This window comes from Pseudomonas delhiensis, assembly GCF_900187975.1.
Lineage (GTDB): Bacteria > Pseudomonadota > Gammaproteobacteria > Pseudomonadales > Pseudomonadaceae > Pseudomonas > Pseudomonas delhiensis.
Genome location: NZ_FZPC01000011.1, coordinates 114,547 through 132,412 on the forward strand (window position 1 = coordinate 114,547; position 17,866 = coordinate 132,412).

Annotated in this window: 15 protein-coding genes and 3 tRNA genes; 5 read left to right on the forward strand and 13 right to left on the reverse strand. The window is 64.9% G+C overall.

The genetic code is table 11. The features are described 5' to 3' along the window. Window positions 1–67 precede the first annotated feature (67 nt). Window positions 68–259 (reverse strand): hypothetical protein, encoded by a 192-nt coding sequence (locus CHC02_RS11915; RefSeq protein WP_139210209.1) that lies wholly within the window; start codon window positions 257–259, stop codon window positions 68–70. Window positions 260–598: 339 nt separating this feature from the next. On the opposite strand from CHC02_RS11915, the gene CHC02_RS11920 reads away from it, so the two are divergent. After that, complete coding sequence (locus CHC02_RS11920; protein ID WP_089391680.1) at window positions 599–1,369, forward strand: DODA-type extradiol aromatic ring-opening family dioxygenase; 771 nt, start codon at window positions 599–601, stop codon at window positions 1,367–1,369. A 280-nt stretch (window positions 1,370–1,649) separates the two neighbouring features. On the opposite strand, the gene CHC02_RS11925 is transcribed toward CHC02_RS11920, so the two are convergent. From CHC02_RS11925 to CHC02_RS11965, 9 genes are all read right to left on the reverse strand, one after another. Further along, entirely contained in the window at window positions 1,650–3,527 is a 1,878-nt protein-coding gene (locus CHC02_RS11925) for a SurA N-terminal domain-containing protein (RefSeq protein WP_089391681.1), read from the reverse strand. Window positions 3,528–3,757: 230 nt separating this feature from the next. Then, on the reverse strand, window positions 3,758–4,030 hold the full coding sequence (gene hupB, locus CHC02_RS11930) for a nucleoid-associated protein HU-beta (RefSeq protein ID WP_003087931.1): 273 nt from the start codon (window positions 4,028–4,030) through the stop codon (window positions 3,758–3,760). A gap of 136 nt (window positions 4,031–4,166) precedes the next feature. After that, window positions 4,167–6,563, reverse strand: a complete 2,397-nt coding sequence (lon, locus tag CHC02_RS11935) for an endopeptidase La (protein ID WP_089391682.1) — start codon at window positions 6,561–6,563, stop codon at window positions 4,167–4,169. 134 nt (window positions 6,564–6,697) lie between these two features. After that, window positions 6,698–7,978 (reverse strand): ATP-dependent Clp protease ATP-binding subunit ClpX, encoded by a 1,281-nt coding sequence (gene clpX / locus CHC02_RS11940; RefSeq protein WP_009623458.1) that lies wholly within the window; start codon window positions 7,976–7,978, stop codon window positions 6,698–6,700. Window positions 7,979–8,084: 106 nt separating this feature from the next. Further along, a complete protein-coding gene (gene clpP / locus CHC02_RS11945) occupies window positions 8,085–8,723 on the reverse strand; it encodes an ATP-dependent Clp endopeptidase proteolytic subunit ClpP (RefSeq protein WP_009623460.1) in 639 nt (212 codons plus the stop codon). Between the two features lie 91 nt (window positions 8,724–8,814). Continuing rightward, the gene (gene tig / locus CHC02_RS11950; RefSeq protein ID WP_089391683.1) at window positions 8,815–10,125 is read right to left on the reverse strand and encodes a trigger factor; all 1,311 of its coding nucleotides are present in this window, start codon (window positions 10,123–10,125) and stop codon (window positions 8,815–8,817) included. Between the two features lie 141 nt (window positions 10,126–10,266). After that, a tRNA-Leu gene (locus CHC02_RS11955) sits at window positions 10,267–10,351 on the reverse strand. Window positions 10,352–10,403: 52 nt separating this feature from the next. Continuing rightward, window positions 10,404–10,479: transfer RNA gene (locus CHC02_RS11960), tRNA-His, on the reverse strand. 29 nt (window positions 10,480–10,508) lie between these two features. Continuing rightward, a tRNA-Arg gene (locus CHC02_RS11965) sits at window positions 10,509–10,585 on the reverse strand. A gap of 263 nt (window positions 10,586–10,848) precedes the next feature. On the opposite strand from CHC02_RS11965, the gene folD reads away from it, so the two are divergent. Continuing rightward, window positions 10,849–11,703 carry a bifunctional methylenetetrahydrofolate dehydrogenase/methenyltetrahydrofolate cyclohydrolase FolD gene (gene folD / locus CHC02_RS11970; RefSeq protein WP_089391684.1) on the forward strand — a complete coding sequence of 285 codons (855 nt, stop codon included), beginning with the start codon at window positions 10,849–10,851 and terminating at the stop codon, window positions 11,701–11,703. Between the two features lie 373 nt (window positions 11,704–12,076). Here folD and cysS read toward each other — a convergent pair whose 3' ends face one another. Together cysS and CHC02_RS11980 are read right to left on the reverse strand one after the other, a co-directional pair. Then, on the reverse strand, window positions 12,077–13,462 hold the full coding sequence (gene cysS / locus CHC02_RS11975) for a cysteine--tRNA ligase (RefSeq protein ID WP_089391685.1): 1,386 nt from the start codon (window positions 13,460–13,462) through the stop codon (window positions 12,077–12,079). Further along, entirely contained in the window at window positions 13,463–15,145 is a 1,683-nt protein-coding gene (locus CHC02_RS11980; protein WP_089391686.1) for a glutamine--tRNA ligase/YqeY domain fusion protein, read from the reverse strand. Between the two features lie 123 nt (window positions 15,146–15,268). Here CHC02_RS11980 and CHC02_RS11985 point away from each other — a divergent pair, with 123 nt between their 5' ends. The 3 genes from CHC02_RS11985 to CHC02_RS11995 all read left to right on the forward strand — a co-directional run bounded on the left by CHC02_RS11985 (window position 15,269) and on the right by CHC02_RS11995 (window position 16,794). Continuing rightward, window positions 15,269–15,763 carry a peptidylprolyl isomerase gene (locus CHC02_RS11985; RefSeq protein WP_089391687.1) on the forward strand — a complete coding sequence of 165 codons (495 nt, stop codon included), beginning with the start codon at window positions 15,269–15,271 and terminating at the stop codon, window positions 15,761–15,763. A gap of 4 nt (window positions 15,764–15,767) precedes the next feature. Further along, window positions 15,768–16,511, forward strand: a complete 744-nt coding sequence (gene lpxH, locus CHC02_RS11990) for a UDP-2,3-diacylglucosamine diphosphatase (RefSeq protein ID WP_089391688.1) — start codon at window positions 15,768–15,770, stop codon at window positions 16,509–16,511. A 73-nt stretch (window positions 16,512–16,584) separates the two neighbouring features. Then, complete coding sequence (locus CHC02_RS11995; RefSeq protein WP_089391689.1) at window positions 16,585–16,794, forward strand: YgdI/YgdR family lipoprotein; 210 nt, start codon at window positions 16,585–16,587, stop codon at window positions 16,792–16,794. Window positions 16,795–17,121: 327 nt separating this feature from the next. Here the strand turns inward: CHC02_RS11995 and CHC02_RS12000 are convergent, their stop codons facing one another. Further along, entirely contained in the window at window positions 17,122–17,727 is a 606-nt protein-coding gene (locus CHC02_RS12000; protein ID WP_089391690.1) for a MiaE family protein, read from the reverse strand. Between the last annotated feature and the right edge of the window lie 139 nt (window positions 17,728–17,866).

The following is a 17,866-nucleotide window of genomic DNA, read 5'->3' on the forward strand; positions in this document are numbered from 1 at the left end:
TTGCCTGCACGGAATCGACGGAGCGGCTCCGCCGGGTGCCCATGATCGCCCAGCGGGGCGTCTGCCGCTAGCGACCGCGCGGCAATGCCGGCCACAGCGGCCAGTGCAGCCTGCCGTGGCGCGGGGCCCGCTCATGCTGCTCGACCACCCCCAGGCTCACCTGCCCTGCGCGGATGCGACGAACGATGAGTTCGGTGCCGTCGGCGAGCACGAGACGGTCGCCTTCCCGAAGGATCAGCTCTTGCCTGAAGGTTTGCATGGGTGGGACCTCGAACGCTGGAAACGACGACTGCATCGCGGGGGCGCGCAGTATCCCCGCCCCCACCCCTCAACCAAAGAGAAGCAGGCCGCAACTTGCTGTAGCTCTTTTCAGAGGATAGATGGCTTTGCGACGCAGCCTGCAAAACCACCTCGGCAACCGTCTTCGCCGAGGGTGGACAGTGGCTTGGAGCGGCCACTGGCCATCCAGGTTCAACCCGATCGTCGCCTCGGGCACAGCCTGGCAGTATCGAATTAACGGATGGTTATGGTCGAAAACCCATGCTGGATTTCGATCTATCGCAGCGGGAACATAACGCCATCACTTTGGAGGTGCTCCATGCTCCCTACCCTGTTCATATCCCACGGCTCCCCCATGCTGGCGCTGGAGCCCGGCGCCAGCGCGGCGCCGCTCAAGCGCCTGGCCGACGAGCTGCCCCGGCCGAAGGCGATCCTGGTGGTATCGGCGCACTGGGAAACGCCGGACCTGCGGGTCACCGCCAGCCCGCGACCGGAGACCTGGCATGACTTCTACGGTTTCCCCCGCGCCCTCTACGAGGTCCAGTACCCCGCGCCCGGCGCGCCCGAGCGGGCCCAGCGGGTCGTCGAACTGCTGGCCAGCCGGCAGATCCCGGCCAGCCTCGACGCCGAGCGGCCGCTGGACCACGGCGCCTGGGTCCCGCTGAGCCTGATGTACCCGGCCGCGGACATCCCGGTGCTGCAGCTGTCGCTGCCCAGCCGCCTCGGCCCGCGCCTGCAGGACCAGATCGGCAAGGCCCTGCGCCAGCTGCGCGAAGAGGGCTTCCTGCTGATCGGCTCGGGCAGCATCACCCACAACCTGGGCGAACTGGACTGGCACGCCGGCCCCGACGTGGTCGAGCCCTGGGCCCAGGCCTTCCGCGACTGGATCGTCGAGAAGCTCGCGAGCGACGACGAGGCCGCGCTTTTCGACTATCGCCAGCAGGCCCCGTCGGCGGCGCGCAACCACCCCAGCGAAGAACACCTGCTGCCGCTGTACTTCGCCCGCGGCGCCGGCGGCCCCGCCATGCGCGTCGAGCACGCCGGCTTCACCCTGGGGGCGCTCGGGATGGATATCTACCGTTTCGGTTGAGGCTCGCCACGGCGGGAAAGATGGATTGTGCCGTGGTGATGGGTATCGCTTCGTCAATCCATCCTACGTAGCGGCCCCGTAGGGCGCATAACGCCTGCGGCGTTATCCGCTGATCGACTTACGGGTGGGAATGTCGGGCTTCAAGACACCCTGTAGGAGCGGGCCCTGCCCGCGATTCGCGCGCAGGGCGCGCTCCTACATGGGGATGGCGTAGGTATGCGGCGGATACGAAAAAGGCGGAGCAGGTCACCCTGCTCCGCCTTTTTTCACACCAGGTGGATCAGTACTTCTCCACCTTGGCCTGGTCGTTCAACTGGCGACGGAAGGCGGCGAAGTCTTCCTGGCCGCTGCGCGAGGCGAGGAACTGGCGGTACATGGCCTTCTCCTGGTCGCTCAGGGTGGCGGCCGGCTCGCTGACGCCGTTCAGGCGCACCAGCACGTAGTCGCCATTGCCCAGGGTCACACCGGCGAAGGTCGGTTGCCCGGCCTGGGCCGGACGCGCCATGCGGAACACTTCCTGGAGCAGCAGCGGGTCGACGCCCTCCTGGCCACGGGAAGCGGCTTCCACCACTTTCCAGGTCTGGCCGTTCTGGGCCTGGGCCAGCGGCGTCTTGCCATCGCGCAGGCCCGCCAGCAGGGCTTCGCCCTGGGCCTTGGCGGCGTCGGCGGCATGCTTGCGCTGCAGCACTTCGCGGATGGAAGCGGTGACTTCCTCCAGGGTCTGCTGCTGCGGCTTGCGGTGCTCCTTGACGCGCAGTACCACCACGGTCTCCGGGTCCAGCTCGATGGCGCCGCTGTTGGCGCCATCTTCCAGCACCTCGGTGCTGAACGCAGCCTGGATGACCTGGCGGTTGGCGGCGACACCCTCGCCGCCTTCGCGGCCGAAGGGCTTGCTGGTCTCGACCTTCAGGCCCAGCTCCTGGGCCGGCTGGGCCAGGTCGGAGGCCTCGTAGGCGGAGCTTTCCAGCTGCTTGGTGGCGTCGACGAAGCGCTGCTCCACCAGTTGGCTCTTCAGGTCCTGCTCCAGCTTCGGCTTCAGGCTGGCGAAGCTCGGGACTTCCGGCGCCTGCACGCCGAGCAGCTTGATCAGGTGCCAGCCGTACTGGGTGCGCACCGGCTCGGACACGTCGCCCTTGGCCTTCAGGCCGTAGAGCGCGTCTTCGAAGGCCGGGTCGTAGACGCCACGGCCGGCATAGCCCAGGTCACCGCCGTTGTTGGCGGAGCCGACGTCGTTGGATTCCTCCTTGGCCAGCTTGGCGAAGTCCTCGCCCTTGGCCAGGCGCGCCTTGATCTCCTCGACCTTGGCCTTGGCCTGGGCATCGGTCTGCTTGGCGTTGACCTCGACGAGGATGTGCGCGGCGTCGCGCTGCTCGGAGAGGCCGGCGATTTCCTTCTGGTACTGGGCCTGCAGGTCCTCGTCCTTGGCGACGACCTGGTTGAAGAAGGACGACTTCTTCAGCTCGATGTAGTCGATCACCACCTGGTCCGGGCTCATGAACTCGGCCTTGTGGGCGTCGTAGTAGGCCTTGATGTCGGCCTCCTCGACCTTGGCCTTGGACGGATCGGCCTTGAAGGTCAGGGTGGCGAAGTCGCGGGTCTGCTTCTCCAGGCGGGCGAAGGCCTGCAGCTCGTTGTCGGTGACGAAGCCGGAACCGGCGATGCCGGCGCGCAACTGGCCGATGAGCATTTCCTGCTCGAGCATCTGGCGGAACTGCATGCGGGTGTAGCCGTTCTGGCGCAGCGCCTGGTCGAACTTGTCGGCGTTGAACTTGCCGTCGACCAGGAATTCGGGAGTCTGCAGGATCAGTTGGTCGACCTGCTGCTGGGTGAAGGCGAACTTGTCGTTCTGCGCAGCCTGGAGCAGCAGCTTGCGCTCGATCAGGCCCTTGAGTGCGGCGTCCTTGAGCAGCTTGTCGTCCAGGGTCGAGGCGTCGAAGTCCTTGCCCAGGCGCTGCTGCAGCTGGCGGCGCTGCATTTCCTGAGCCTGCTGCAGCTCGGGGATGCTGATGTCATCGCCATTGACCTTGGCAGCGACATTCTCGTGATGGGTAGCCCGGATGATGGCATCGAAACCGGTCAGCGCCATCAGCACGACGATGACACCGATGATGGTCTTGGCGATCCAGCCCTGGGAATTGTCCCTGATGTTTTGCAGCATGCGGCCCCCAAAAGCGGCCACGCACCTGCCGTCAGTGGCGGCGAGGCGTGGGTATTTAATATGCGGATATGAGAAAGGCGCATCCGAGGATGCGCCTTCTCGTAACGGGCGGAGCTAGCGAGCCTTGGCCCGCGACCCCCGGCGATGCGGGATGGTAACCCATCCCGAGCGCCGCTCCGCGGCCGATCCGACGCTAGGTCGGAGCGGACAGGTCAAGACCGGAAAGACGCTTAGTTGACAGCATCCTTCAGGGCTTTACCGGCTTTGAAGCCCGGGATCTTAGCGGCAGCGATCTTGATCGGCTTGCCGGTTTGCGGGTTGCGACCGGTGCGGGCAGCACGCTCTTTGACAGCGAAGGTGCCGAAGCCAACCAGTACGACGGAGTCACCCGCCTTCAGGGCGCCAGTGACGGACTCGATTACCGCGTCCAGAGCGCGACCGGCAACAGCTTTCGGGATATCAGCAGATGCGGCAATTGCATCGATCAGTTCCGACTTGTTCACTCTAAGTCCCCTTATTTCTGTTGAGTATGTTTCTATGTGTTAGGTGTAAGCAAAAGCAGGTGCTGGTTTGCCAACTGACAAAGCAAGTGCCGCTTTATAACAAGGGCCCAAAAACAGTGTCAAGAAAGCCCCCCGGCTAATGCGTGCTGATTCGCTCCTTGGAATCAGACTCGCGTTTTTCATCCTTTGCAACCATCTCGGGAGCCGCATCGGGCAAGGGCTCCGGCGTGTATTGCAGCGCAATTTGCAGGACCTCGTCAATCCATTTAACCGGTTTAATAACGAGATCTGCCTTAATGTTATCCGGAATTTCCTTGAGATCACGGACATTTTCTTCCGGGATGATCACGGTTTTGATTCCCCCGCGGTGGGCCGCCAGAAGTTTTTCCTTGAGCCCGCCGATGGCCAGCACCTGGCCGCGCAGGGTGATCTCGCCGGTCATGGCGACGTCCGCGCGCACCGGGATCTGGGTGATCGCCGAGACCAGCGCGGTGCACATGCCGATGCCGGCGCTGGGGCCGTCCTTGGGCGTGGCGCCTTCCGGGACGTGGATGTGGATATCGTGTTTTTCGTGGAAGTCCGCCGGAATTCCCAGACTTTTCGCACGACTACGCACGACGGTCAGCGCAGCGGTAATGGACTCCGCCATCACGTCGCCCAGCGAACCGGTCTTGGTCAGCGCGCCCTTGCCGGGGACGATCGCCGACTCGATGGTGAGCAGTTCGCCGCCCACCTGGGTCCAGGCCAGCCCGGTGACCTGGCCGATCTGGTCCTGCTGCTCGGCCAGGCCGTAGCGGAACTTGCGCACGCCCAGGTAGTTCTCGAGGGTCTCGGTGGTCACCTTGGCCTCGATGCGCCGGGCCTTGGCCCCCTCCTTCACCGCCTTGCGGCAGACCTTGGCGATCTGCCGCTCCAGGCTGCGCACGCCCGCCTCGCGGGTGTAGTAGCGGATGATGTCGCGGATGGCCGCCTCGTCGAAGGTCAGCTCGCCCTTCTTGAGACCATTGGCCGCAGTCTGCTTCGGTACAAGATATTTCGAGGCGATGTTGACCTTCTCGTCCTCGGTGTAGCCCGGCAGGCGGATGACTTCCATGCGGTCCAGCAGCGGGGCCGGGATGTTCATGGAGTTGGCCGTGCAGAGGAACATCACGTCCGAGAGGTCGTAGTCCACTTCCAGGTAGTGGTCGTTGAAGTTGTGGTTCTGCTCCGGGTCCAGCACCTCCAGCAGGGCCGAGGCCGGGTCGCCGCGCATGTCGCTGCCCATCTTGTCGATCTCGTCGAGCAGGAACAGCGGGTTGCGCACGCCCACCTTGGTCATCTTCTGGATCAGGCGGCCGGGCATGGAGCCGATGTAGGTGCGGCGGTGGCCGCGGATCTCGGCCTCGTCACGCACGCCGCCCAGGGCCATGCGCACGAACTTGCGGTTGGTGGCGCGGGCGATGGACTCGGCCAGAGAGGTCTTGCCCACGCCGGGCGGGCCGACCAGGCAGAGCACCGGGCCCTTGACCTTCTTCACGCGCTTCTGCACGGCGAGGTACTCGAGGATGCGCTCCTTGACCTCCTCCAGGCCGTAGTGGTCGGTGTCGAGGATGTCCTCGGCCTTGGCCAGGTCGTGGCGCACCTTGCTCTCGGCCTTCCACGGCACGTTCACCAGCCAGTCGATGTACGAGCGCACCACGGTGGCCTCGGCGGACATCGGCGACATCTGCTTGAGCTTGTTCAGCTCGGCGTTGGCCTTGGCCAGCGCCTCCTTGGTCAGGCCGGCGGCGTCGATGCGCTTCTTCAGCTCCTCGACCTCGTTGTGGCCCTCGTCGATGTCGCCCAGTTCCTTCTGGATGGCCTTCATCTGCTCGTTCAGGTAGTACTCGCGCTGGCTGCGCTCCATCTGCTTCTTCACGCGGCCGCGGATGCGCTTCTCGACCTGCAGCAGGTCGATCTCGGCATCCAGCATGGCCAGCACGTGCTCGACGCGGGCGGCCAGCTCGGTGATCTCGAGGATTTCCTGCTTCTGCTCGATCTTCAGGGCCATGTGCGCGGCCATGGTGTCGACCAGGCGGCCCGGCTCGTCGATGCTGTTCAGCGACGACAGCACTTCGGCCGGGACCTTCTTGCCCAGCTGCACGTACTGCTCGAACTGGCTCAGCAGGCTGCGGATGAAGACCTCGGACTCGCGCTCGCCGACCGGCGCCTCGTCGATGATCGACACTTCGGCGCGGCAATGGGCGTCCTCGTCGATGAAACGCTCGACATGGCCACGCTGCTCGCCCTCCACCAGGACCTTCACGGTGCCGTCGGGCAGCTTCAGCAGCTGCAGCACGGTGGCCACGGTGCCCATGCGGTACAGGCCGTCCTCGCCCGGGTCGTCGTCGGCGGGGTTCTTCTGCGCCAGCAGGAGGATCTGCTTGTCGCTGGTCATCGCGGCCTCCAGGGCCTCGATGGATTTCTCGCGCCCCACGAACAGGGGAATGACCATGTGCGGATAGACCACTACGTCACGCAGGGGAAGCAGGGGCAACTCGACGAGTGTTTTCATGATGTTCGGCTCTACAGCGGCACTTGGCCAAAAAAGATGGGGTTAGACCCTTGGGCCTAAGATGGGGTTAGGCCAGGGAAAAAACAAGCGCGGTAGACGGGAAGGAGAAAGGGGGCCCGAAGGCCCCTTTTCTTTTATGCCTCAGGCGCAGCCTTGGCAGGCTGCTCGCTGTTCTCGTAGATCAGCAGGGGCTGGGACGAGCCGTCGATGACGCTCTCGTCGATGACCACCTTGCTGACCTCGGTCTGCGAGGGGATTTCGTACATGGTGTCGAGCAGGATGCCTTCGAGGATCGAGCGCAGGCCACGGGCGCCGGTCTTGCGCTCCAGGGCCCTGCGAGCCACGGCCTTGAGGGCGTCCGGGCGGAACTCCAGGTCCACGCCTTCCATCTCGAACAAGCGGGCGTACTGCTTGGTGAGGGCGTTCTTCGGCTCGGTGAGGATCTGCATCAGCGCCGCCTCGTCGAGTTCGTCGAGGGTGGCGATGATCGGCAGGCGGCCGACGAATTCCGGGATCAGGCCGAACTTGACCAGGTCTTCCGGTTCCACCTCGCGCAGCGCCTCGCCGACCTTCTTGCCCATCTCCTGGCTGCGCACTTCGGCGCTGAAGCCGATGCCTCCCTTGGTGGAGCGGTTCTGGATGACCTTCTCCAGGCCGGCGAACGCGCCACCGCAGATGAACAGGATGTTGCGGGTATCGACCTGCAGGAACTCCTGCTGCGGGTGCTTGCGGCCACCCTGGGGCGGAACCGAGGCGACGGTGCCTTCGATCAGCTTCAGCAGGGCCTGCTGCACGCCTTCGCCGGACACGTCACGGGTGATGGACGGGTTGTCCGACTTGCGCGAGATCTTGTCGATCTCGTCGATGTAGACGATGCCCATCTGGGCCTTCTCTACGTCGTAGTCGCACTTCTGCAGCAGCTTCTGGATGATGTTCTCGACGTCCTCGCCCACGTAACCGGCTTCGGTCAGGGTGGTGGCGTCGGCGATGGTGAAAGGCACGTTCAGCAGGCGCGCGAGGGTCTCGGCGAGCAGGGTCTTGCCCGAGCCGGTCGGCCCGATCAGCAGGATGTTGCTCTTGCCCAGCTCGACGTCGTCCTTGCGGTCGCGCTGATTCAGGCGCTTGTAGTGGTTGTAGACCGCTACCGCCAGGGTTTTCTTCGCACGTTCCTGGCCGATCACGTACTGATCGAGGATGGAACGGATCTCTTTCGGCGCCGGAAGCTTGTGCGCGCTACTCTCCGCCTGTGCTTCCTGCACCTCCTCGCGGATGATGTCGTTGCACAGGTCGACGCACTCGTCGCAGATAAAGACCGAGGGGCCGGCAATCAACTTGCGCACTTCGTGCTGGCTCTTGCCGCAGAAGGAGCAATACAGCAGCTTGCCGTTGTCCTCGCCGTTGCGGGTGTCAGTCATTAGATCGTTCCAGTCGGATAGGCTTGAAACACAAGATGAAGGCAAATGCGGGCATTTTCAAGCCCGCGAAACGGCCGGTCGCCCGGCCGTGTTCGAGCGGAAAGACTCAGGCGGCCGAGGGGCGCTGAGTGTAAACCTGATCGATCAGACCATACTGCACCGCTTCCTCGCCGCTCATGAAGCGGTCGCGGTCGGTGTCGCGGGCGATCACGTCCAGCGGCTGGCCGGTGTGGTGCGCCAGCACCTGGTTCAGGCGCTCCTTGATGAAGAGGATTTCCTTGGCGTGGATCTCGATGTCCGAGGCCTGGCCCTGGAAGCCGCCCAGCGGCTGGTGGATCATCATCCGCGAGTGCGGCAGGCAGTAGCGCTTGCCGGCGGCGCCGCCCGCGAGGAGCAGCGCGCCCATGCTGCAGGCCTGGCCGACGCAGATGGTCGACACGTCCGGCTTGATGAACTGCATGGTGTCGTAGATGGACATGCCGGCAGTCACCGAACCGCCCGGCGAGTTGATGTACAGGTGGATGTCCTTGTCCGGGTTCTCGGCCTCGAGGAACAGCAGCTGGGCCACCACCAGGTTGGCCATGTAGTCCTCGACCTGGCCGACCAGGAAGATGATCCGCTCCTTCAGCAGGCGCGAATAGATGTCGTAGGAACGCTCACCGCGGGCGGACTGCTCCACCACCATCGGCACCAGGCCACCGGCGGCCTGGATGTTCGGAACTTGCGGCATGAAGGTATTCGGCATGTCCGACGATCACTCCCTAATGAAATAGATATGTCTCAAAGACATAAGCCAGCCCGAGGGCTGGCTTATGACGATCGAACGAAGGGTTGGATCAGGCCGCTACAGGAGCTTCAGCAGGCTTGACCGCGTCTTCGTAGGATACCTGCTTATCGGTCACTTTGGCCTTCTGCAGGACAGTATCTACAACTTGTTCTTCCAGTACAACCGAGCGCACTTCGTTCAGCTGCTGGTCGTTCTTGTAGTACCAGGCGACCACTTGCTCGGGCTCCTGGTAGGCCGAAGCCATCTCTTCGATCATTTCGCGAACGCGGGCTTCGTCGGCCTTCAGCTCGTGCTGCTTGACCAGTTCGGCGACGATCAGGCCCAGGACCACGCGGCGCTTGGCCTGCTCTTCGAACAGCTCGGCCGGCAGTTGCTCGGGCTTGATGTTGCCGCCGAACTGCTGGACGGCCTGCACGCGCAGACGGTTCACTTCGTTGCCGATCAGGGCCTTGGGCACTTCGATCGGGTTGGCGGTCACCAGACCTTCCATCACCTGGTTCTTCACCTTGGACTTGATGGCCTGGCGCAGTTCGCGCTCCATGTTCTTGCGGACTTCGGCGCGGAAGCCTTCCAGGGTGCTTTCCTTGATGCCGAACAGGGCGAAGAACTCTTCGGTCAGTTCCGGCAGCTTGGGCTCGCTGACGCTGTTCACGGTGACGCTGAACTCGGCGGCCTTGCCGGCCAGGTCGAGGTTCTGGTAGTCCTCGGGGAAGTTCAGGGTGAGCACGCGCTCCTCACCGGCCTTGGCGCCGACCAGGCCTTCTTCGAAGCCCGGGATCATGCGGCCGGAGCCCAGCACCAGCAGGGTGCCCTTGGCCGAACCGCCGGCGAAGGCTTCGCCGTCGATCTTGCCGACGAAGTCGATGTTCAACTGGTCGTCGTTCTGCGCGGCGCGCTCGACGGCCTCGAAGCGGGTGTTCTGCTTGCGCAGGATTTCCAGCATGTTGTCGACGTCGGCGTCGGCCACGTCGGCCTGCAGGCGCTCGACCTCGATGCCGTCGAAGCCGGCGACCTGGAATTCCGGGAAGACTTCGAAGGTAGCCACGTATTCCAGGCCCTTCTCCTTCTCGAACACCTTCGGCTCCACCGACGGGGCGCCGGCCGGGTTCAGCTTCTGCTCGACCACGGCTTCGTAGAAGGTTTCCTGGATCAGGTCACCGAGGGCTTCCTGACGAGCGGCGGCTTCGTAGCGCTGGCGGATCACGCTCATCGGCACCTTGCCGGGACGGAAGCCGGGAACCTTGGCGCGACGAGCGGTCTGCTGCAGACGCTTGTTGACTTCGGTCTCGATGCGCTCGGCCGGCACGCCAACGGTCATGCGGCGCTCAAGAGCGGAGGTGCTTTCAACGGAAACTTGCATGGATATTCCTCGTGGCACAGACGTAAGCCGGTCCTTCCGGCTCCCAGAATCAAGGGCAAGCATTCTAGTCACAAGAAATGCAGAAGTCACCCAGGCTGAAAGCGGCGGAAATACTCGGGCTGCGAGAGCTTCTGGAAAGAATGGTGCGGACGGAGAGACTCGAACTCTCACAGCTTGCGCCACCGGAACCTAAATCCGGCGTGTCTACCAATTTCACCACGTCCGCAGGGAACCGCAGAAACGAAAACGCCAGGCTCTGGGCCTGGCGCTTCGGAATATGGGGTGGACGATGGGAATCGAACCCACGACACCAGGAGCCACAATCCTGTGCTCTACCAACTGAGCTACGCCCACCATATTACACGCTTTACCGCACGCCATAATGGCGCACCCGGCAGGACTCGAACCTGCGACCATCCGCTTAGAAGGCGGATGCTCTATCCAGCTGAGCTACGGGCGCTTTAGTGGCTGCAACCCTTGCTAAGCAGATCAGTGGAAACCACTGAACCGGTTTGCACCGCCTGCTGTTCTTGCTTCAGGCTGTGCTCGGCAAGCGGGGCGCATGTTAGCGACGAGCCCTACCCCCGTCAACGGTTTTTTCAAAAAAATTTCAAAGAGATAAAGGAGTTACGGCAAATCAGCGGACGCCCGCCTTTGCCTTATGTGGGCGGCGTGCGAAAATGCGCGTCCTTTTTTCCCCGTCTCTATGGTTGCTCCTCCGACATGACCGCAAAACTGATCGACGGCAAAGCGATCGCCGCCAGCCTCCGCCAGCAGATAGCCCAACGCGTCGCCGAGCGCCGCCAGCAAGGGCTGCGCATCCCCGGCCTGGCGGTGATCCTGGTCGGCAGCGACCCGGCATCCCAAGTCTACGTCGCGCACAAGCGCAAGGATTGCGAGGAAGTGGGCTTCCTGTCCCAGGCCTACGACCTGCCGGAAAGCACCACCCAGGAAGAACTGCTGGCCCTGATCGACCGCCTGAACGCCGACCCGGCGATCGACGGCATCCTGGTGCAGCTGCCCCTGCCCGCCCACCTGGACGCCTCGCAGCTGTTGGAGCGCATCAACCCGGACAAGGACGTGGACGGTTTCCACCCGTTCAACGTCGGCCGCCTGGCCCAGCGCATCCCGCTGCTGCGCCCCTGCACCCCGAAGGGCATCATGACCCTGCTGCAGAGCACCGGCGCCGACCTGTACGGCATGGACGCGGTGATCGTCGGCGCCTCCAACATCGTCGGCCGCCCCATGGCCCTGGAGCTGCTGCTGGCCGGTTGCACCGTGACCGTCACCCACCGCTTCACCCGCGACCTGGCCGAGCACGTGCGCCGCGCCGACCTGGTGGTGGTGGCCGCCGGCAAGCCGGGCCTGGTCAAGGGCGAGTGGATCAAGGAAGGCGCCATCGTCATCGACGTCGGCATCAACCGCCAGGCCGACGGCCGGCTGGTGGGCGACGTGGAATACGAGGTGGCGGCCGAGCGCGCCGGCTGGATCACCCCGGTGCCGGGCGGCGTAGGCCCCATGACCCGCGCCTGCCTGCTGGAGAACACCCTGTACGCCGCGGAAGAGCTGCACAAGTAACCCGCCCTGCGCCGACGCAGAAAAGGCCGCATCAGCGGCCTTTTTTCATGGAAACCAACGGCGGATAACCGCGAACGGTTATGCGCCCTACGCACTGCGAATCGCACGCAGGGCGCGCCCATGCAATGGCACGGTACATGGGCAACCCGTAGGGCGCATAACGCCTAAGGCGTTATCCGCCGCCAACCCTCGCGCCAGCGGCATCGGCGGATAACCGCGAACGGTTATTCGCCCTACCCTGCCGGCAACCTGCCCGCGATTCGCGCGCAGGGCGCGCTCCTACAATGGGCACGATGTAGCGGGGGCGGAGCGAAGCGATACCATCGACAGAAAAAAGGCCGCATCAGCGGCCTTCCTTCATTTCAACGGCGGCTCACTCGGCCAGGCGCCAGGTGGTGCCGCCCTTGCCGTCTTCCAGGACCACGCCCATGGCGGTCAGCTCGTCGCGGATGCGGTCGGACTCGGCCCAGTTCTTCGCCGCGCGGGCTTCCAGGCGGGCCTGGATCAGCGCCTCCACCTGGGCGGCGTCGACCTTGCCGGCGGCGCCGGCCTGGAGGAAGGCGTCCGGCTCCAGCTGCAGCACGCCGAGCAGGCCGGCCAGCTCGCGCAGCTTCGCCGCCAGTGCCGCCGCGGCCTGCAGGTCGGCCTCGCGCAGGCGGTTGACCTCGCGGGCCATCTCGAACAGCACGGCGACGGCCTCGGGGGTGTTGAAGTCGTCGTCCATGGCCGCGGCGAAACGCTCGGCGAAGGCTTCGCCGCCGGCCGCCTCGGCCTCGGGCAGGCCGCGCAGCGCGGTGTAGAAGCGTTCCAGCGCGCCCTTGGCTTCCTTGAGGTTGTCCTCGGAATAGTTGATCGGGCTGCGGTAGTGGCTGGATACCAGCAGGAAGCGCACCACCTCGGGGTGGTACTTCTCCAGCACCTCGCGGATGGTGAAGAAGTTGCCCAGGGACTTGGACATCTTCTCGCCATCCACGCGCACCGCGCCGGCGTGCATCCAGGTCGCCGCGTAGGGCTTGCCGGTAGCCGCCTCGCTCTGGGCGATCTCGTTCTCGTGGTGCGGGAACACCAGGTCCGGGCCGCCGCCGTGGATGTCGAAGGTCTCGCCCAGGCAGCAGGTGGACATCACCGAGCACTCGATGTGCCAGCCCGGACGCCCGGCGCCCCAGGGCGACGCCCAGCTCGGCTCGCCCGGCTTGGCGGCCTTCCACAGGACGAAGTCCAGCGGGTCTTCCTTGGATTCGTCGACCTCGATGCGCGCACCGATGCGCAGGTCCTCGATCTTCTTGCGCGACAGCTTGCCGTAGCCGACGAACTTGCCGACGCGGTAGTAGACGTCGCCGTTGCCCGGGGCGTAGGCGAAGCCCTTGTCGATCAGCGTCTGGATCATCGCGTGCATGCCGGCGATGTGGCCGGTGGCGCGCGGCTCGAGGTCCGGGCGCAGCACCGACAGGCGCGCCTCGTCCTCGTGCATGGCGGCGATCATGCGCTCGGTCAGGGCATCGAAGGGCTCGCCGTTCTCCTGGGCGCGACGGATGATCTTGTCGTCGATGTCGGTGATGTTGCGCACGTAGGTCAGCTCATAGCCGCGCTGGCGCAGCCAGCGGGCGATGACGTCGAAGGCGACCATGACGCGGGCGTGGCCGATGTGGCAGAAGTCGTACACGGTCATGCCGCACACGTACATGCGCACCTGGTTGCCCACCAGCGGCTGGAAGGGTTCCTTGACCTTGCTCAGGGTGTTGTAGACGGAAAGCGCCATTTACTGCCCCCAGGAATCGCGCAGGGTCACGGTGCGGTTGAAGACCAGGGCGCCGGCCTTGGAATCCTTGCTGTCGGCGCAGAAGTAGCCTTCGCGCTCGAACTGGAAGCGCTCCTCGGCGCTGGCGTTGGCCAGCGACGGCTCGGCGCGGCAGCCCTTGAGCACCACCAGCGAATCCGGGTTGATGTTGTCGAGGAAGCTGCCGCCCTCTTCGGATCTCTCCGGGTTGGCCGACTTGAACAGGCGGTCGTACAGGCGCACTTCGCATTCGACGCTCCCGGCGGCCGGCACCCAGTGGATCACGCCCTTGACCTTGCGGCCTTCCGGGTTCTTGCCCAGGGTGTTCTCGTCGTAGCTGCAGCGCAGTTCGACGATGTTGCCGGCGGCGTCCTTGACGGCTTCGTCGGCGCGGATCACGTAGCTGCCGCGCAGGCGCACCTCGCCACCGGGGACCAGGCGCTTGTAGCCGGCCGGCGGGACTTCCTCGAAGTCACCGGCGTCGATGTAGATCTCGCGGCCGAACGGCAGCACGCGCACGCCCATGTCCTGCTTCGGGTGGCGCGCCAGCTCGAGGTTCTCGACCTTGCCCTCGGGGTAGTTGGTGATCACCACCTTCAGCGGCTTGAGCACGCACATGGCGCGCGCGGCGCTGGCGTCCAGGTCCTCGCGGATGGCGAACTCCAGCATGCCGATGTCCACCACGCCGCCGGCGCGGTTCACGCCGATCATGTCGCAGAAGTTGCGGATCGAGGCCGGGGTGTAGCCGCGGCGGCGGTAGCCCGAGAGGGTCGACATGCGCGGGTCGTCCCAGCCGTCCACGTGGCCTTCGTCGACCAGTTGCTTGAGCTTGCGCTTGCTGGTGATGGTGTAGTTCAGGTTCAGCCGGGCGAACTCGTACTGGCGCGGCTGCGCCGGCACCGGCAGGTTGGCCAGGAACCACTCGTACAGCGGGCGATGGTCCTCGAACTCCAGGGTGCAGATGGAGTGGGTGATGCCCTCGATGGCGTCCGACTGGCCGTGGGTGAAGTCGTAGCTGGGGTAGATGCACCACTTGTCGCCGGTCTGGTGGTGATGGGCGTGACGGATGCGGTAGAGGATCGGGTCGCGCAGGTTGATGTTCGGCGAGGCCATGTCGATCTTCGCCCGCAGCGACTTGGCGCCGTCGGGGAACTCGCCGGCCTTCATGCGCGCGAACAGGTCGAGGTTCTCCTCCACCGAGCGCTCGCGGTAGGGGCTGTTGCGGCCCGGCTCGGTCAGGCTGCCGCGGTACTGGCGCATCTCTTCGGCATTCAGGTCGCAGACGAAGGCCTTGCCGGCCTTGATCAGGTCCACCGCCCAGGCGTGCAACTGGTCGAAGTAGTCGGAGGCGAAGCGCACCGGGCCGGCCCACTGGAAGCCCAGCCACTTCACGTCGGCCTCGATGGCGTCGATGTATTCCTGGTCTTCCTTCGCCGGGTTGGTGTCGTCGAAGCGCAGGTGGCAGTCGCCGCCGAAGTCACGGGCCAGGCCGAAGTTCAGGCAGATCGACTTCGCGTGGCCGATGTGCAGGTAGCCGTTGGGCTCCGGCGGGAAGCGGGTGACGATCTTCTGGTGCTTGCCGCTGTCCAGGTCTGCCTGGACGATGGGGCGCAGGAAGTTGGCGGCGACAGTGGCTTCTTTCGAATCGGCGGTGGGCTTGCTCATGGTGTCCTTGATCGTGACTGACGTTCGGCCAGGGTAGGCCGGCCAAACCAAAGCGCTTATCATAGCCGAAGCTGTCAACCCCCTGACAGGCCTTCGATTTTCCCGACAGAGTGGAATCCCCTCATGATCAAGCTGCACACCAACCATGGCGTCATCACCCTGGAACTCTTCGAAGACAAGGCCCCGGAGACCGTGGCCAACTTCAAGGAGTACGTGAAGAGCGGTCATTACGACAACACCATCTTCCACCGCGTGATCAACAACTTCATGATCCAGGGCGGCGGTTTCGAGCCGGGCATGAAGCAGAAGAGCACCCGCGCCCCGATCAAGAACGAAGCCAACAACGGCGTCGGCAACAAGGTCGGCACCGTCGCCATGGCCCGCACCATGGAGCCGCATTCGGCCAGCGCGCAGTTCTTCATCAACGTCGCCGACAACGACTTCCTCAACCACAGCGCGCCGACCGTGCAGGGCTGGGGCTACTGCGTGTTCGGCCAGGTGGTGGACGGCATGGACGTGGTCGACAAGATCAAGGGCGTGGCCACCACCATGCGCGCCGGCCACCAGGACGTGCCCAGCGAAGACGTGATCATCGAGAAGGCCGAGATCGTCGAGTGAGTCGATGAGCGTCCTGTTCATCTCGGACCTGCATCTGGAAGCGGAACGCCCGGACATCACCCGGGCGTTCTTGCATTTCCTGCGCAGCCGCGCCAGCCAGGCCGAAGCCCTCTACATCCTGGGCGACTTCTTCGAGGCCTGGATCGGCGACGACGGCATGGACGGGTTCCAGCATTCCATCGCCCGCGCCCTGCGCGAGGTGGCCGACGGCGGCACGCGCATCTACCTGATGCACGGCAACCGCGACTTCCTCATCGGCAAGGCGTTCTGCCGCGAGGCCGGCTGCACCCTGCTGCGCGACCCCAGCGTCATCGCCCTGAACGGCGAGAAGGTGCTGCTGATGCACGGCGACAGCCTGTGCACCCTGGACGCCGGCTACATGAAGCTGCGCCGCTGGCTGCGCAACCCGGTCTCGCTATTCATCCTGCGCAACCTGCCGCTGTCGAAACGCCGCCAACTGGCGCGCAAGCTGCGCAAGGAAAGCCGCGCGCAAACGCGGATGAAGGCCAGCGAGATCGTCGACGTGACGCCGGAAGAGGTGCTGAAGGTCATGCGCCAGCATGGCGTGCGCACCCTGATCCACGGCCATACCCATCGCCCGGCGGTGCACGAACTGCAGCTCGACGGCCAGCGCGCACGGCGCATCGTCCTCGGCGACTGGGACCGCCAGGGCTGGGCCCTGCAGGCCGACGCCAACGGCCTGGAACAGGCGCCCTTCGGCCTCGACGCGGAACCCTCCGACCACTGACGCCCGTCAACTTCATGGCCCCGGGCCAGCAGCTATGCTCAAACCATCCATAGCCGAACCGCCCGGGACCACCATGAAAAGACACCTACTGCTCGCCGCCTGCCTGCTCGCCCTCGCCGGTTGCTCCAGCGAGTACATCATCAGCACCGCCGATGGCCAGATGATCACCACCGACAACAAGCCGAAGCTGGACAAGGCCAGCGGCATGATCCGCTTCGAGGACGCCGAAGGCCGGGAACAGATGATCCCGCAGTCGCAGATCCGGCAGATCATCGAGCGCTGAAAGCACGCGGGGCATCGGCGTCATCCGCCTATCGCGGACGGAGTCCGCTCCTACACCACCCCACCCACGCCATTCCCCTGCAGGAGCGCGCCCTGCGCGCGAATCGCGGGCAGGGCCCGCTCCTACAGTTCCAGGGAGGCATGATCGCAGGAGCAACTGTCTTGCGTCCCGCGCCGAAATGCTCTTCGTAGGAGCGAGCTTGCTCGCGAATAAACCCCGCTGCGGAGTCCGTTCGCGAGCAAGCTCGCTCCTACAGGTTGCCGGAAGGCGTGGCATTTCCCTGTAGGAGGACTCCGTCCGCGATCGGGTTCGCCAACCAGGAAGGCCTCAAGCCACCTGCGGCACACCGCTATGGAAGCGGAACTCCCCGTCCGGCGAGCTGATGAGCCCCGCCTCCACCTCACGGATGTCCGCCACGCGCCGCTGGATATCGGCCTCGTCGCCATAGCGCCGGGCCAGCGCCAGGTAGCCCTGGAAATGCCGCGCCTCGGATTTCAGCAGCGAGCCGTAGAACTTCGCCAGGTCGGCGTCCAGGTGGTCCACCAGCGCGGCGAAGCGCTCGCAGCTGCGGCATTCGATGAAGGCGCCGACGATCAGGGTGTCGACCAGCTTGTGCGGCTCGTGGTTGCGCACCACCGCGCGCAGGCCCGAGGCATAGCGGCCGGCGGAGATCGGCCGCAGGGCGATGCCGCGCTTCCTGAGGATCGCCAGCACCTGCTCGTGGTGGCGCAGTTCCTCGCGTGCCAGGCGCGACATGAAGTTCACCAGTTCCTCGTGGGCGCTGTACTTGGCGATCAGCGCCAGGGCCGTGCTGGCGGCCTTGAACTCGTTGTTCTTGTGGTCGATCAGCAGCACTTCCTGGTCCTGCAATGCGGCCTCGACCCAGGCGTCGGGCGTGGCGCAACCAAGGAATTCGCGGATTTCGGACAACATGACGGGCTCCAGTCGCTCGCCGCAGCGCAAAAGGGTTCGCCGGCGGCCAAAGGCGGAGCATTATACGAATGCGGCGGCGCACGGCCAGCGCCACACTTGACGCACCTCAAGAAGCACGCGGCCGGATCGCGTCTACAGT

Coding starts and splice junctions, on each gene's coding strand:
- CHC02_RS11915 (WP_139210209.1), bottom strand. CDS start 259: ATGCAAACCTTCAGGCAAGAGCTGATCCTTCGGGAAGGCGACCGTCTC.
- CHC02_RS11925 (WP_089391681.1), bottom strand. CDS start 3,527: ATGCTGCAAAACATCAGGGACAATTCCCAGGGCTGGATCGCCAAGACC.
- clpX (WP_009623458.1), bottom strand. CDS start 7,978: ATGACTGACACCCGCAACGGCGAGGACAACGGCAAGCTGCTGTATTGC.
- CHC02_RS11985 (WP_089391687.1), top strand. CDS start 15,269: ATGATCAAGCTGCACACCAACCATGGCGTCATCACCCTGGAACTCTTC.
- clpP (WP_009623460.1), bottom strand. CDS start 8,723: ATGCCGAATACCTTCATGCCGCAAGTTCCGAACATCCAGGCCGCCGGT.
- folD (WP_089391684.1), top strand. CDS start 10,849: ATGACCGCAAAACTGATCGACGGCAAAGCGATCGCCGCCAGCCTCCGC.
- CHC02_RS12000 (WP_089391690.1), bottom strand. CDS start 17,727: ATGTTGTCCGAAATCCGCGAATTCCTTGGTTGCGCCACGCCCGACGCC.
- tig (WP_089391683.1), bottom strand. CDS start 10,125: ATGCAAGTTTCCGTTGAAAGCACCTCCGCTCTTGAGCGCCGCATGACC.
- lpxH (WP_089391688.1), top strand. CDS start 15,768: ATGAGCGTCCTGTTCATCTCGGACCTGCATCTGGAAGCGGAACGCCCG.
- CHC02_RS11920 (WP_089391680.1), top strand. CDS start 599: ATGCTCCCTACCCTGTTCATATCCCACGGCTCCCCCATGCTGGCGCTG.
- cysS (WP_089391685.1), bottom strand. CDS start 13,462: ATGGCGCTTTCCGTCTACAACACCCTGAGCAAGGTCAAGGAACCCTTC.
- CHC02_RS11980 (WP_089391686.1), bottom strand. CDS start 15,145: ATGAGCAAGCCCACCGCCGATTCGAAAGAAGCCACTGTCGCCGCCAAC.
- CHC02_RS11995 (WP_089391689.1), top strand. CDS start 16,585: ATGAAAAGACACCTACTGCTCGCCGCCTGCCTGCTCGCCCTCGCCGGT.
- lon (WP_089391682.1), bottom strand. CDS start 6,563: ATGAAAACACTCGTCGAGTTGCCCCTGCTTCCCCTGCGTGACGTAGTG.